Raw genomic sequence first — 14,237 nt, 5'->3', positions numbered from 1 at the left:
ACACGGGCAGCACGGATTGCCCCTGGGTCGGCACGAATTCACAATCTCTTCAAAGCTGTCAACCGTGAGAAATCCCGAAGGTTGCGAGGAGACAAGATGGTGTTGCAAGGGGTGTGGCCGCTGTGGCCACAGCAGAGCCTGGAGGCTCTGCAGGGTGTCTGCCAGGTGGCGTTGCAGACCCAGTCGGGTCTGGCTGCGCTGCAAGGGCGGGCGCTCACCCAGGTCTGCGGACACTGGCGCCATCCGATGTGGTCGGGTGGGCAAGGGCATGTGCCCGACGCCCTCTCTTCCTTGCGCCTGCTCGGCGGAGCCTGGCAGCAAGGGCTGGAGGCCACCATGGAACAACACACGCAACTGCACTCGATCCTGGCCAACGGTCACCGTGACATGGTGCGCGTCACCCGGCCACAGCGGGAGGGCCTGGTGATGGTCGTCGAACGGGTGCTGGCGCAATGGCACGGTTACCCTTCCGTGGTGGTGGCGTCCGTGCTGCGGATCACGGCACGGTCCTGGATGGCGGCATTGGAGGAAAAGACGCCTTCTCCGGTGGGTCATCTGCGCAGCCGCCGCTGAGGGCTGCGCCGCTATAATCGACGGCTTCCGAGGAGCGCTGCGAGACGCCATCGGCCGGGTTGTCGCCCGGTTGCCGTCCCAGGCTCGGATCCTGTTTCCAACCGCGCTCACCCTGCCGCTGATGTCGGCACGGTGTCCGGGCGCGGTGGCTCTCTCCCTCCCCAGTGATGCAGTGCGTGCTTCGGCGGCGGTGTCTTCCAGCCGAACCGGAGCAATGCATGAACGCCGTCACCGATCCCCAGATCACCCAAGTCCCCCAGGATTTCCTCGTCGCCGACCTGTCGCTGGCCGCCTGGGGCCGCAAGGAAATCCGCATCGCCGAGACCGAGATGCCCGGCCTGATGGCGATCCGCGAAGAGTTCGCCGCCAAGCAGCCGCTCAAGGGCGCGCGCATCACCGGCTCGCTGCACATGACCATCCAGACCGCCGTGCTGGTCGAGACGCTGCAAGCGCTCGGCGCGGACGTGCGCTGGGCGTCGTGCAACATCTTCTCGACGCAGGACCACGCCGCCGCCGCGCTGGCGGTCAAGGGCACGCCGGTCTTCGCCTACAAGGGCGAGACGCTGGCCGACTACTGGGACTACACCCACCGCATCTTCGACTTCGGCGCTGCCGGCACGCCGGGCGAAGGCCCGAACATGATCCTGGACGACGGCGGTGACGCCACGCTGCTGATGCACCTGGGCCAGCGCGCCGAGAAGGATCTGTCGCTGCTCGACCACCCGAAGAGCGAAGAGGAGAGCTGCCTCTACGCCTCGATCCGGGCCAAGATCGCCGTCGACCCGACCTGGTACACCCGCAAGGCCGCCGAGATCCTCGGCGTGACCGAGGAAACCACGACCGGCGTGCACCGCCTGAAGGAAATGTCGGCCGCCGGCACGCTGCTGTTCCGCGCGATCAACGTCAACGACTCGGTCACCAAGAGCAAGTTCGACAACCTCTACGGTTGCCGCGAGTCGCTGGTGGACGGCATCAAGCGTGCCACCGACGTGATGATCGCCGGCAAGGTCGCGGTCGTTGCCGGTTACGGTGACGTGGGCAAGGGCTCGGCGCAGGCGCTGCGCGCGCTGTCGGCACAGGTCTGGGTGACCGAGATCGACCCGATCAACGCGCTGCAGGCCGCTATGGAAGGCTACAAGGTCGTGACGATGGAATGGGCCGCCGACAAGGCCGACATCTTCGTGACCACCACCGGCAACAAGGGCGTGATCCGCCATGAGCACATGCTGGCGATGAAGGACCAGGCGATCGTCTGCAACATCGGCCACTTCGACAACGAGATCGAGGTCGCGTCGCTCGAACAGTACGAGTGGGAAGAGATCAAGCCGCAGGTCGACCACATCATCTTCCCCGACGGCAAGCGCATCATCCTGCTCGCCAAGGGCCGCCTGGTGAACCTCGGCTGCGGCACGGGCCACCCGAGCTTCGTGATGTCGTCGAGCTTCGCCAACCAGACCATCGCGCAGATCGAGCTGTTCTGCCACCCGGACGGCTACGACGTGGGCAAGGTCTACGTGCTGCCCAAGCACCTGGACGAGAAGGTCGCGCGCCTGCACCTGAAGAAGGTCGGCGCGATGCTGACCGAGCTGACCGACGAGCAGGCCGCCTACATCGGCGTGCCGAAGCAGGGGCCTTACAAGCCGGACACGTACCGCTACTGATCGCGGCCGCATCGGCCTCCAGCCGCCTGCCCATGGATGATCTCCTTCACATTCCCGACCCCAGCCTCCCGACGCTGAGAGACCTGTTTGGCCGCTCGACCTGGTCGCGCGGCACCGACTATGTCCAGCAGGAACGGGTGCGCCAGGTCGTGGCGCTTGAAGACGAGAACGCGGCGGCGGGCTGGGTGGTCGATGCCAAGGTGCGGGGCAATGCCGTGCGGCCCTACGACACCGGGGTCGATCTGGCGTGTGACGACCAGGGGCAGTGGTGGTTCCAGAACCGCTGTTCCTGCCCGATGGAGTCGCGCTGCAAGCATGTGGCGGCGCTGGTGCAGTACCTGGCGGCGGCGCGGCCCGACATCGTGCCCAGGAGTGCGCCCCGGAGCCTGGGGGCGGTCACTTCGGCATCGCCCGCTGTGCCGACGCCCGTTCCTCGTCCGGTCTTCGTTCCGCCACCGCCCCCACCTTCGCCGCCGCCTGCACCCAGTGCGCTCGACCGCTGGTGGTCCGCCAGCGACGAATCCACCCGATCGCCTGTGTCGTTCCAGTTCATCCCCGACAACGAGGTCGTGGTGTTCACGCTGTCTCTGCGCACGACGACGCCATTCTCCAAGGACGCCCTCCCCAAGACCGAGCTGATGCTGGGCTGCCACCGCGTGACGCTGCTCAAGGGAAAGCCGGGACAGACCGAGCGCAAGTTCGGCAAGCTGCGGGCGCTCGGGTCGGGTTCCTGGAAGGCGTCCCAGCAGAGCCACGACCGGGTGTTTCAGGACGTGGCGCGCTGGCTGTGGTTGCATGGCTCGCTGTCGGGGGCCAGTTCGCAAGGCTACAGCGGCTACGGCTTCGAGGAACTGCCGCCCGCCTCGGTCGACGACGCCTTCGGGCTGGCGACGCTGGAACGGGCGGTGCGCAGCGGGCGGGTGGTGTCGGTCGATGCCGAGAACCGGCCCGGCCGTGTCTGGTCCTGGGGCGAGCCGCGCACGCTGTGCTGGCATTGGGCGAGATTGCCCGATGGCGCCTGGCAGTTGCTGGCGCAGATCGACGAGGCGTACACCTCGGCGCGGCTGCTGCCCGTGCCGGGGGCGGTGTCGCTGTACCTGGACGACGCGCATGGCCAGGTGGGCGCGCTGGACCTGGACGGGTTGACGCCCGAGCGGGTGACGCGGCTGCTGGCGGCACCGCCGATGCCGGACGACTGGTTGCGCCAGCAAGCCGCGCAACCCCGGGCACGGCGGCTGTTGCCACTCCTGCCGGACGCCGTGGCCACGCCCGTGGTCCGGCGCATCCGGGGCGTGGCGCCCCAGCCGGTGCTGCACATCGACTTCGAGGCGGGCAGCGCAGAGCCCCTGTTCACGCTGAGCTTCGACTACGCGGGCGAGCGCGACTTCTGGCCCGACAGCGCCCCCGCCCAGCAGTTCATCGACGCACCGGACGGGCTGGTCGAGCTGGTGCGCGACCCCGCGCAGGAGGCAGCGACCGTGCGGGCCTGCCGGGAAGACGGACTCCATCCGCAGCCGGGCGCGCCAGCGGACCACTGGTGCCCGATCGGGCTGGACCTGCGCGAGCGCCAGCGGCGTTTCGGCGCCTGGCTGGCCGAGGATTTCGCGACCTGGCGCGCGGCGGGGTTTGTCATCGAGACCGGCCAGGGCTGGGGCGCGCACGTCAACGCGATTGACCAGCTGGACATCGCGCTGGGCGGTCGCGGTGCGGATGGGGCGTTCGATGCCCTGGGGCCGGAGGGTGCTGCCCCGGAAAACGCCGGGGACTGGCTGCACCTGTCGATCGGCTTCCGCATCGAGGGCCGCCGCGTCAACCTGCTGCCCTGGATTCCGCAGCTCGTCGCCCAGGCCCATGCCCGACCCGGGGAAGACCTCGTCGCGCCGGAGCGGCTGTGGGTGCATGACGACCAGGGCCACTGGTGGGGCCTGCCGGGTGTGGCGCTGCAGCCGTGGTTGGCGGCGCTGATCGAGCTGGTGGGCGAGCGGCCGGCGGGGGCGTTCCAGGGCGAGACGCTGGAACTCAGCCGCATCGAGGTGCTGCGCCTGGGGGCCGAGACAGTGCAGGTGGACCTGCCGGAAGGGCAGACCGGCCTCGGCATGCTGCGCGACATCCTGGCGGCCCGCGGCGAGCGGGAGCACCCGGAGGTCATCGACGGCGTGGCGGCCGAACTGCGCCCGTACCAGCACCAGGGCGTGGCGTGGCTGCAGGCCTTGTCACGCCAGCGGCTCGGCGGCGTGCTGGCCGACGACATGGGCCTGGGCAAGACGCTGCAGACGCTCGCGCACCTCGTGGCCGAGAAGGGGCGGGGTGCGCTGGACCGGCCGGCGCTGATCGTGGCCCCGACAAGCCTCGTGGGCAACTGGCGGCGCGAGTGCGGGCGGTTCGCGCCGGGCTTGCGGCTGCTGGTGCTGCACGGCATCGAGCGGCGCGGGCGCTTCGACGACATCGCCGACCACGACGTGGTGCTGACCACCTACCCGCTGCTGCCACGCGACGCCGAGATCCTCATCCAGCAGCCGTGGCACGCCGTCGTGCTCGACGAGGCGCAGACCATCAAGAACGCCAAGACGCAGGCCGCGCAGGTGGTGCAGATGCTGCAGGCGCGGCACCGGATCTGCCTGTCGGGCACGCCGATGGAAAACCACCTTGGCGAGGTCTGGAGCCTGTTCGAGTTCCTGCTGCCCGGCTACCTGAGCAGCGAGGCGCGCTTCAAGACGCTGTTCCGCACCCCGATCGAGAAACACGGCGACAGCGACCGGCTCGCGCTGCTGCGTCGCCGGCTGGCGCCGTTCATGCTGCGCCGCACCAAGGACATGGTGGCCACCGAGCTGCCGCCCAAGGTCGAGACGGTGGTGCGGGTGCAGTTCGATGTGGCGCAGGCCAACCTGTACGAGACCATCCGCCTGAGCACCGAAGCCTCCGTGCGCGAGGCGCTGGCCGAGAAGGGGCTGGCACGCTCGCACATCATGGTGCTGGACGCCTTGCTGAAGCTGCGGCAGGTCTGTTGTGATCCCCGGCTGGTGAAGATCCCGCAGGCGCGCAAGGTCAAGGGCTCGGCCAAGCTCGACTGGCTGATGGAGACGCTGCCGGAGATGGTGGCCGAGGGTCGGCGTATCCTGCTGTTCTCGCAGTTCACGTCGATGCTGGAGCTGATCGAGACCGGCCTGAAGGCGGCCGGGCTGTGCTGGATCACGCTCACCGGCCAGACGCCGGGGCCGCAGCGGGACGCGCTGATCGCGCAGTTCACGGATGGACAGGTGCCGATCTTCCTCATCAGCCTGAAGGCGGGTGGGGTGGGCCTGAACCTGCCGCAGGCCGACACGGTGATCCACTATGACCCCTGGTGGAACCCGGCCGTCGAGAACCAGGCCACCGACCGCGCCCACCGCCTTGGCCAGACGCAGACGGTGTTCGTCTACAAGCTGGTGGCCGAGGACACGCTGGAAGAGCGCATCCTCGCCCTGCAGGAGCGCAAGGCGGCGCTGGCGGCGGGCTTGCATGGTGCGGCGGGCACGGGTGGCGTGGCACTGACTGAATCCGACCTCGCCTGGCTGCTCCGACCCTTGGGGGCGGCGGTCGAGGCGGCTGAAACTTCGTTGAATTCGTTGAATCGTTTGGAGAATTCCTGATGCGCATGGACCAACTGCTGGTCACACGGGGCATGGCCCCCACCCGTTCCGCTGCCCAGCGGCTGATCGAACGCAAGGCCGTGCGCTGGCGCGGCCCCAAGGGCTGGCTGGTGCCGACCAAGTCCGGCGAGGACGTGCCCGAGGACGCCGTGGTCGAGATCACCGACGACGCGGAGCTGCGCTTCGTCTCGCGCGGCGGTCTCAAGCTCGAAGGCGCCATCGCCCGCTGCGGCTTCAGCGTCGCCGGGCGCACCTGCCTCGACGTGGGCCAGAGCACGGGCGGCTTCACCGACCTGCTGCTCAGCCAGGGCGCGGCCAAGGTGGTCGGCCTCGACGTGGGCCGCGACCAGCTCGCCGCCAAGCTGCGCGCCGACGCGCGCGTGGTCTGTTTCGAGGGTGTCAACGCCCGCGATGTCGAGGGCAGCGACTTCGCCGAGGCGTACCCGAAGGCGAGCTTCGACGTCATCACCGCTGACGTGTCCTTCATTTCGCTGACGCATGTGCTGCCGACGCTGTTCGCCTACATGGCGCCCGACGCCGACCTGCTGGTGCTGGTCAAGCCGCAGTTCGAGCTGCAGCCCGAGCACATCGGCAAGGGCGGCATCGTGCGCGACAAGTCGCTGTTCACGGATGTCGAGACGCGTGTGCGCCAGTGCTGCCGCGATGCGGGGATGAAAGTCCACGCCTACTTCCAGAGCCCCATCACCGGCGGCAACGGCAACACCGAGTTCTTCCTGTGGGCCCGCCATCTCGACCTGGAAGCCGGCGACAAGCCGATCGCGCAGCCGACGCCCAAGAAACACGCATCCTGAACCTGTCATGACGCAATCCGCCTCCCTCCCGCTGAGCCTGGAGTTCTTCCCGCCCAAGACGCCTGAAGGGGCGGCCAAGCTGGCTGTCGTGCGCCAGGCGCTGTATGCGCTGAAGCCGCAGTTCTGCTCGGTCACCTACGGCGCCGGCGGCTCGACCCAGGACGGCACGCTGCAGACCGTGCAGGCCCTGCTCGACGAAGGCCAGGACGGCGCCTCGCATTTCACCTGCGTCGGCGCGACCCGCGACTCCGTGCGCGAGCGGCTGGCGCAGTTCCAGGCCATGGGCATGCGCCGCATCGTCGCGCTGCGCGGCGACCTGCCCAGCGGCTTCGGGCCGATCGGCGAGTTCCGCCACGCCAGCGATCTGGTCGCCTTCATCCGCGCCGAGACGGGCGAGCATTTCCACATCGAGGTGGCCGCCTATCCCGAGATGCACCCGCAGGCCCGCTCGCCGGAGGCCGATCTGCGCGCCTTCGAGGCCAAGGTGAAGGCCGGCGCGAACTCGGCGATCACGCAGTTCTTCTACAACGCCGAAGCCTACTGGCGCTTCATGGACGAGGTGCAGGCGCTCGGTCTGGACATCCCGGTCGTGCCGGGGATCATGCCGATCACCAATTCGAGCGGCATCCTGCGCTTCGCCGAGGGCTGCGGCGCCGAGATCCCGCGCTGGGTGCGGCTGCGCCTGCAGAGCTACGGCGACGACACGGCGAGCATCAAGGCCTTCGGGCTGGATGTGGTCACCGACCTGTGCGAGCGGCTGCGGGCGCAGGGCGTGCCGTCGCTGCACTTCTACACGATGAACACCAGCGCGACGGTGCTGGAGATCGCGCGGCGGCTGGCGTTGCTGTGATGCTGCGGCGCCACAGGGCGGTGCCGCGCGGCTGATGCAGATCAACCGCCGGGAGGGTGCCGACGGGGGGCTTGCGGGGCCTTGAGGCGTCTCAAGCGGTGCCGGCGCAGGGGCCGGTTCAATGGACTCCACCTCACCTGGACAGGAGTCCCACCATGATGAAGAAGCTCTGTTTCGCCCTCGCCGCCGTCGCCGCTCTGGCCGCTGCTCCCGCCGCCTCGGCCCAGGTCGCCGGTGACCTGCTTGTGCGTGGCCGTCTGGTCAACATCGATCCGGCCAACAAGGACAGCATCGCGATCACCGACATCAGCGTCAGCAACAAGGTGATCCCGGAAGTCGACGTCACCTACTTCCTGAGCCCGAACCTGGCCGCTGAGCTGATCCTGACCTATCCGCAGAAGCACAACGTCAGCTCCAGCGCCCATGGCGGCCAGATCGGCACCCTGAAGCATCTGCCCCCGACGCTGACGCTGCAGTACCACTTCACCGACCTCGGTCTGGGCGCCTTCAAGCCCTACGTCGGTGCGGGCCTGAACTACACGCGCTTCTCCAGCGTCAACCTGCCGGCCGGCTTCTCGATCGAGAAGAACAGCGTCGGTCTGGCGCTGCAAGCCGGTGTCGATTACATGATCGACAAGAACTGGTCCGTGAACCTGGACGTCAAGAAGGTCACCATCCGCACCGACCTCAGCTCGAACGGCACCAACCTTGGCACCATCAAGGTCGATCCGCTGCTGATCGGCGTGGGCGTCGGCTACAAGTTCTGATCCAGGCCTCTGCCGACCGCGAACGGGGCCGCTCAGGCCGCCCGGCTGCGGTCCCAGACGGTGCCCTCTTCCGTCAGCATGGCGTCGAGCGGCACATCGTGCGGCTCGGCCTGCAGCCACGGGATGTAGCCGTGGCCATAGCCGATGCCGGCGGTGAACGGCATTGGCTGAAGTGACGCCAGCGTGCGGTCGTAGAAGCCGCCGCCATAGCCCAGCCGCACCCCCCCCGGCCCGAAGCCCACACAGGGCACCAGCAGCAGCTCGGGGTGGAACTCCTCGGTGTCCTTGGGCTTGAGAATCCCGTAGGCGTCCTCCTCCATCGGGCAGCCCGGGTACCAGACATGGAAGCGCAGCTGCTTGGTCAGCTTGTCGATCACCGGCAGGCCGATGCGCCGCTCGGGATCGGACTCGCTCCAGCGGTAGAGCGCCGGCAGGGCGTCGAATTCGCCCTTGATCGACCAGAAAGCGCCGATCGTCTTCTCCTTGCGCGACAGCAGCCACACCATCAGCACCTCCTGCAGATGCACCGAGCGCTGGTGGCGGTCGGACATGCCCATGCGTTCGGCCTGCAGCTGCTTGCGCAGCGTCTTCTTGTCGCGGGGCGGTTCGGGCAGCGTGAAGGTGGGCGTGCGCATCGGATTCGTTCTCTCTCGGCCAGGGGCATCGGGCGTGTCGGACGGGGCGATTGTGCGTGCCACCGGGCTTGCCGGCAATTCACGGACGGCACCGCCGCGCGCCATTGCCCGGTCGCTTTGCACGTGCTTGACGGGACCGGGCCAGTCGGATCAGGGTCCGCCCCTACACTGGGCGGAGATGGGGGTACAGCAGGTGCACATGCAGTCGGTGGTGAAGGTGTTGAGGGCCGCAGCGGCAGCAGCGGCGGTGGTGATCGGTGGCGGTCTCTCGGGGGCGGTGGGTCTGGCGCTGGCCCAGGGCACCGCGACCACGGCAGCCAGCGAGGGCCGGGCGCTGGACGACCGCCTGCTGCAGGCGCGCGAGGCGTTTCGCAAGAAGGACCGTGCGCGGCTGCAGGTGCACCGTGACACCCTGGTCAATGCCCGCCACCCGCTGGCGATGTGGGCCGACTACTGGGAGCTGAACACCCGGCTCGCCGAGTCGAACCAGGCCGAGCTGGACGCCTTCTATGCCCGCTGGCCCGGCACCTATGTCGAGGACCGCCTGCGCAACGACTGGCTGCTCGAACTCGGCAAGCGCCGCGACTGGCGCAACTTCGCCACCGAGTATCCGCGGTTCAAGTTCAACGATGACCGCGAGGTGAGCTGCTATGCGCTGCTGCTGCGCCACCATGTTGGCGAGGATGTGCGCGCCGCGGCCCGCGCGAACTGGTTCCTGCAGCGCGACGGCGACACCGGCTGCACGCTGCTGGTCACCACGCTCTACAACGCCCGCCAGTTCAGCGCCAGCGATGTCTGGCTCAAGGCCAGGGAAGCCGCCGAAGCCAAGCGGCTCAACGCCGCTCGCCAGGCCTTGACCGTGCTGGGCGAGGACGCTGGCGCGGTGCTGACCGAGTTGTTCGAGCAGCCGCAGCGCTACCTGACCCAGCGTGCCGATACCGAGAGCCGGCAGGGGGCGGAGTTCACCGCCATGGCGCTGGCACGGCTGGCGGCGGGCGATCCTGCGGCGGCGGCGGTGGAGCTGCAGGACCGCTGGCAGCGCCGTCTCCCGCCTGACGTGGCGGCCTGGGCCTGGGGCTCGGTGGGGCGGCAGGGCGCGATGAGGCTGCTGCCCGAGGCCGATGGCTGGTTCCAGCGCGCCAGCGAGTCCGCGGGCAACGGCAGCAGCAGCGCCCGCGACGTCGACTGGAACGACGACACGCTGGCCTGGCGGGTGCGCTCGGCGCTGCGGGCCACCGATGCCGCGCGCTGGCAGCGTGTGCTGGACGCCGTGGCCGGCATGGGCGCCTCTGCGCAGGCGGACCCGACCTGGGTCTACTGGAAAGCCCGCGCGCTGAAGGCCACAGCCAAGGCGGGCGCTGAGGGTGACGCCCAGCGCACGGCGGCCAATGTGCTGTTCGAGCGTATCGCCGGACAGCTCCATTTCTACGGCAAGCTCGCGGCCGAGGAGCTGGGCCGCCCGCAGACCTTGCCAGCCCGCCCGACTGCACTGACCGCCGAGGAGCGGACGCAGGCCCTGCGCCAGCCCGGCCTGACCCGGGCGCTGGCGCTGATCGCGCTCGGGCTGCGCAGCGAGGGCGTGCGCGAATGGAACTTCTCCATCCGCGAACTGAGCGACCGCCAGTTGCTGGCCGCTGCGCAGCGCGCCTGCGACCATGAGGTCTGGGACCGCTGCATCAACACCAGCGAACGCACACGCCAGGAAATCGACCTGGCCCAGCGCTTCCCGACCCCCTTCCGCGCCGACGTCGTCGCCGCTGCGCAGGATGTGGGGCTCGATCCGGCCTACGTCTTCGGGCTGATCCGCCAGGAGTCGCGCTTCGTCACCGATGCCCGCTCGGGTGCGGGTGCGGCGGGGCTGATGCAGGTGATGCCCGCCACGGCGCGCTGGACGGCCAAGCGGCTGGGCATTCCCTACACCGCGGATCTGCTCACGGACAAGACCACCAACCTGCGGCTCGGTGCCGGGTACCTGAAGCTGGTGCTGGACGATTTTGGTGGCTCGCAGGCCATGGCCGCCGCCGGCTACAACGCCGGTCCGAACCGCCCGCGGCGCTGGCGTGAGGGACCGGTGATGGAAGTCGCGGCCTGGGCCGAGAACATTCCGTTCCATGAGACCCGTGACTATGTGAAGAAGGTGCTGTCCAACGCCAGCTATTACGCCGCAGTCCTTGGCGGCAAGCCGGTGGTGGACTTCAAGAGCCGGCTGTCACCCCTGGTCGGTCCGCGCGCCGTGGATGCGCCCGTCGAAAACCGGCAACTGCCATGACCCCTCCGGAGGTGTCTGCCATGCCCCTGCGCAAGCTCCTTGTCCTCGGTGGAACCGGCTTTGTCGGCCGGGCGTTTGTGTCCCGCTGGCTGGCCACGCCCGGCACGGGCGGGGCGGCGGTCTGTGTCCCGACGCGCCGCCGCCGGCGGGGCCACGCGCTGGCCATGCTGCCGGGCGTGCAGGTGGTCGAGGCCGATGTTCACGATCCGGCCCAGCTCGACACGCTGCTGCAGGGGGTCGACGCGGTGGTGAATCTGGTGGCGATCCTGCATGGCAGTGCCGCGCAGTTCGAGCGCACCCATGTCACCCTGCCGCAGCAGCTGGCCGCGGCCTGCCAGCGCGCGGGTGTGCGGCGGCTGGTGCATGTCAGCGCGCTGGGGGTGCCGGACGGTGATCCCGCGTCGGCGCCGTCGCACTATCTGCGCAGCAAGGCGCGTGGCGAGCAGGCATTGCGTGCCACGCCGGCGCTGGACCTGACGCTGCTGCGGCCGAGCGTGATCTTCGGTGCCGAGGACCGGTTCATCCGCCTCTTCGCGCAGCTGCAGTCGCTCGTGCCCGTGATGGCGCTGGCGGGCGCACAGGCGAAGTTCCAGCCGGTGTGGGTCGAGGATGTGGCGCAGGCGCTGGTGCAGTGCCTGCTGGACCGGGGGACTGTCGCCCAGGTGATCGAGTGCGCGGGGCCGGATGTCCTGACGCTGGCGGAACTGGTGCGCATGGCCGGACGCTGGAGCGGCCACGCGCGGCCGGTGTTGCCGCTGCCGGACTGGGCCGGGCGCATCCAGGCGACCGCGCTGGGGCTGCTGCCGGGCGAGCCGCTGATGTCGTGCGACAACCTCGATTCGATGCGGGTGCCCAATGTCGCCACGGGACGCCACCCGGGGCTGGTCACGCTGGGCATCACGCCCAGTGCGCTGTCGGCGGTGATGCCGCCCGTGCTGCGCGCCGGATTCACGCCGGAAGACCGGCGACGCGCCCGCGCCGGCCGGGGCTGAGGTCCGGGCGGCCGCGGTGTGGTGTGCCGATCAACTGCGCCGGCGGCGGGCCACCATGCCCAGCACCCCGAGACCCGCCAGCAGCATGGCCATGGTGCCCGGCTCCGGCACCGGCGCCGCCGGTGCGACCGCCACGCTGTTCAGCAACAGGTTGTAGGTCCAGCCCGAGTTGCCGCCGCCGTCGAAGTCTTGCCAGCCCAGACGAAAACCGGACACCGCAGCGTAGTAGGTGCCCGGTGCGAGCTGGTAGGAGAACGACAGGAACTGGCTGGTGGAGCTGTTGTCGTCGAAGGCGCTGGCCAGCAGCAGGTTGGGTGCGCCGTCATCGAACACGCCGATGACCGGCATGGCGCTGGCCGTCGGCGTCTCGATCGTGAACGAGACCTGCTGGTCGGCGCCGACGTCGAAGCGGAAAAAGTCGGCGGAACTGCCGCCGCTGCTGCTCGACTGGCGTTCGCCGGAGAGGAACAGGAATCCATCGTCCTGCAGCGTCCCGAGGTTTTCTGCGATCGACGGCGCGTCATTGGAGACGCCGCTGACGGGCTCCTGCTCGGCGTAGACCGCATGCGCCTGTGTGGCGCTGACGAGCAACAGAGCGGACAAGAGACGCTGTGTCGCGTTGAATCGGATGGTCATGGTCATACTCCCCGGAAAACAAACACGCCCGTTGCAAACATTAAACAATTGGTACGCAATGGTGTCTGTGCATGATTGGACCACTTCATCACACGGATTGCCTACCCCTGGCTCGCGGGTAACACTTTTGCGGAATCCGGCACATGGGTCGGCCACAGACATGGCGAGGGCATGACATGGAATTTTTTCTGGTGGGCGGGGCTGTTCGCGACCGCTTGATGGGCCATCCGCACGGCGACCGCGACTGGGTGGTCATCGGGTCGACCCCCGAACAGATGGGGGCGGCTGGCTATCTGCCGGTCGGGCGCGACTTCCCCGTGTTCCTGCACCCCCGGACCCGGGAGGAGTACGCGCTGGCCCGCATCGAGCGCAAGACGGCGCCCGGCTACCACGGCTTTTCCTTCCGCGCCGATCCGGACGTGACGCTCGAAGAAGACCTGTCCCGCCGCGACCTGACCATCAACGCGATGGCCATGGACGACGACGGCACGGTCATCGATCCCTGGGGTGGTCAGGCCGATCTGAGCGACCGGGTGCTGCGCCATGTCGGGCCGGCGTTTGTCGAGGATCCTGTGCGCATCCTGCGGCTGGCGCGGTTCCTGGCCCGCTTCACGGCGTTCAGCGTGGCGCCTGAGACGCTGGCGCTGTGCCGCACGATGGTCGCTGCGGGCGAGGTCGATGCGCTGGTGCCCGAGCGGGTCTGGCAGGAGCTGTCGCGCGGCCTGATGGAGGCGATGCCGTCGCGGATGTTCCTGTTTCTGCGCGAGTGCGGGGCGCTGCAGCGGCTGCTGCCGGAGGTGGAGGCGCTGTTCGGTGTGCCGCAGCGCGCCGAGTACCACCCCGAGATCGACACCGGCGTGCACCTGATGCTGGTGCTCGACATGGCCGCGCGGCTGGGCACGGCGCTGCCGGTGCGCTTCGCCTGCCTGACGCATGACCTGGGCAAGGCGACGACGCCGGCTGACGTGCTGCCGCGCCACATCGGCCACGAGATGCGCAGCGTGCAGCTGCTCGGACCGCTGGCGCAGCGGCTGCGCGTGCCGGTGGAATGCAAGGAGCTGGCCGAGGTCGTCGCGCGCGAGCACGGCAATGTCCACCGCAGCACCACGCTCGACGCCGCCGCGCTGGTCCGGCTGATGGACCGCTGCGACGCCTGGCGCCGCGCCGAGCGCTTCGAACAGGCGCTGCAGGCCTGCGAATGCGACGCACGTGGGCGGCTGGGTTTCGAGGAACAGGTCTACGCGCCCGCGCCACGCCTGCGGGCCGCGCTGGCAGCGGCGCAGCAGGTCAGCTCGGCGGAGGTCAGTGCTCGGGCGATCGCCCGTGGCTTGAAAGGCCCGGACATCGGCCGGGCGCTGCACCAGGCGCGTGTCGAGGCGGTCGACGCCGCCTTGCCGGCTGCTGCCGTGTAGC

The 14,237-nt window shown here is 69.2% G+C and carries 11 protein-coding genes and 1 riboswitch; of the genes, 9 read left to right on the top strand and 2 right to left on the bottom strand.

All coding sequences use genetic code 11. From position 1 onward, the window contains the following. Positions 1-96: 96 nt before the first annotated feature. From U5O44_RS22240 to U5O44_RS22215, 6 genes are all read left to right on the top strand, one after another. Entirely contained in the window at positions 97-573 is a 477-nt protein-coding gene (locus tag U5O44_RS22240) for a hypothetical protein (RefSeq protein ID WP_322590622.1), read from the top strand. A gap of 23 nt (positions 574-596) precedes the next feature. Continuing rightward, positions 597-689, top strand: a riboswitch (S-adenosyl-L-homocysteine riboswitch). A 102-nt stretch (positions 690-791) separates the two neighbouring features. Then, complete coding sequence (gene ahcY, locus U5O44_RS22235; RefSeq protein WP_322590621.1) at positions 792-2,234, top strand: adenosylhomocysteinase; 1,443 nt, start codon at positions 792-794, stop codon at positions 2,232-2,234. Between the two features lie 32 nt (positions 2,235-2,266). Further along, positions 2,267-5,863, top strand: a complete 3,597-nt coding sequence (locus U5O44_RS22230; protein ID WP_322590620.1) for a DEAD/DEAH box helicase — start codon at positions 2,267-2,269, stop codon at positions 5,861-5,863. Next, positions 5,863-6,675 carry a TlyA family RNA methyltransferase gene (locus U5O44_RS22225; RefSeq protein ID WP_322590619.1) on the top strand — a complete coding sequence of 271 codons (813 nt, stop codon included), beginning with the start codon at positions 5,863-5,865 and terminating at the stop codon, positions 6,673-6,675. Before U5O44_RS22230 ends, U5O44_RS22225 begins: the two co-directional genes overlap by 1 nt. A 7-nt stretch (positions 6,676-6,682) precedes the next feature. Further along, positions 6,683-7,525 carry a methylenetetrahydrofolate reductase [NAD(P)H] gene (gene metF / locus U5O44_RS22220; RefSeq protein WP_322590618.1) on the top strand — a complete coding sequence of 281 codons (843 nt, stop codon included), beginning with the start codon at positions 6,683-6,685 and terminating at the stop codon, positions 7,523-7,525. Positions 7,526-7,683: 158 nt separating this feature from the next. Then, positions 7,684-8,292, top strand: a complete 609-nt coding sequence (locus U5O44_RS22215; protein WP_322590768.1) for an OmpW/AlkL family protein — start codon at positions 7,684-7,686, stop codon at positions 8,290-8,292. A gap of 32 nt (positions 8,293-8,324) precedes the next feature. On the opposite strand, the gene U5O44_RS22210 is transcribed toward U5O44_RS22215, so the two are convergent. Further along, on the bottom strand, positions 8,325-8,927 hold the full coding sequence (locus U5O44_RS22210) for a 5-formyltetrahydrofolate cyclo-ligase (protein WP_322590617.1): 603 nt from the start codon (positions 8,925-8,927) through the stop codon (positions 8,325-8,327). A gap of 199 nt (positions 8,928-9,126) precedes the next feature. On the opposite strand from U5O44_RS22210, the gene U5O44_RS22205 reads away from it, so the two are divergent. Further along, positions 9,127-11,196, top strand: a complete 2,070-nt coding sequence (locus U5O44_RS22205; protein WP_322590616.1) for a lytic transglycosylase domain-containing protein — start codon at positions 9,127-9,129, stop codon at positions 11,194-11,196. A 26-nt stretch (positions 11,197-11,222) separates the two neighbouring features. Next, a complete protein-coding gene (locus tag U5O44_RS22200; RefSeq protein WP_416222234.1) occupies positions 11,223-12,188 on the top strand; it encodes a complex I NDUFA9 subunit family protein in 966 nt (321 codons plus the stop codon). A 30-nt stretch (positions 12,189-12,218) separates the two neighbouring features. Here the strand turns inward: U5O44_RS22200 and U5O44_RS22195 are convergent, their stop codons facing one another. After that, complete coding sequence (locus U5O44_RS22195) at positions 12,219-12,824, bottom strand: PEP-CTERM sorting domain-containing protein (RefSeq protein WP_322590614.1); 606 nt, start codon at positions 12,822-12,824, stop codon at positions 12,219-12,221. Between the two features lie 176 nt (positions 12,825-13,000). Here U5O44_RS22195 and U5O44_RS22190 point away from each other — a divergent pair, with 176 nt between their 5' ends. Further along, positions 13,001-14,236 (top strand): multifunctional CCA addition/repair protein, encoded by a 1,236-nt coding sequence (locus U5O44_RS22190; protein ID WP_322590613.1) that lies wholly within the window; start codon positions 13,001-13,003, stop codon positions 14,234-14,236. Position 14,237: the final 1 nt, after the last annotated feature.

The organism is Sphaerotilus sp., from assembly GCF_034519685.1.
Lineage (GTDB): Bacteria > Pseudomonadota > Gammaproteobacteria > Burkholderiales > Burkholderiaceae_C > Sphaerotilus.
Note: the sequence above shows the minus strand (reverse complement) of the source record. Positions and strands in the feature narration are given on the sequence as shown.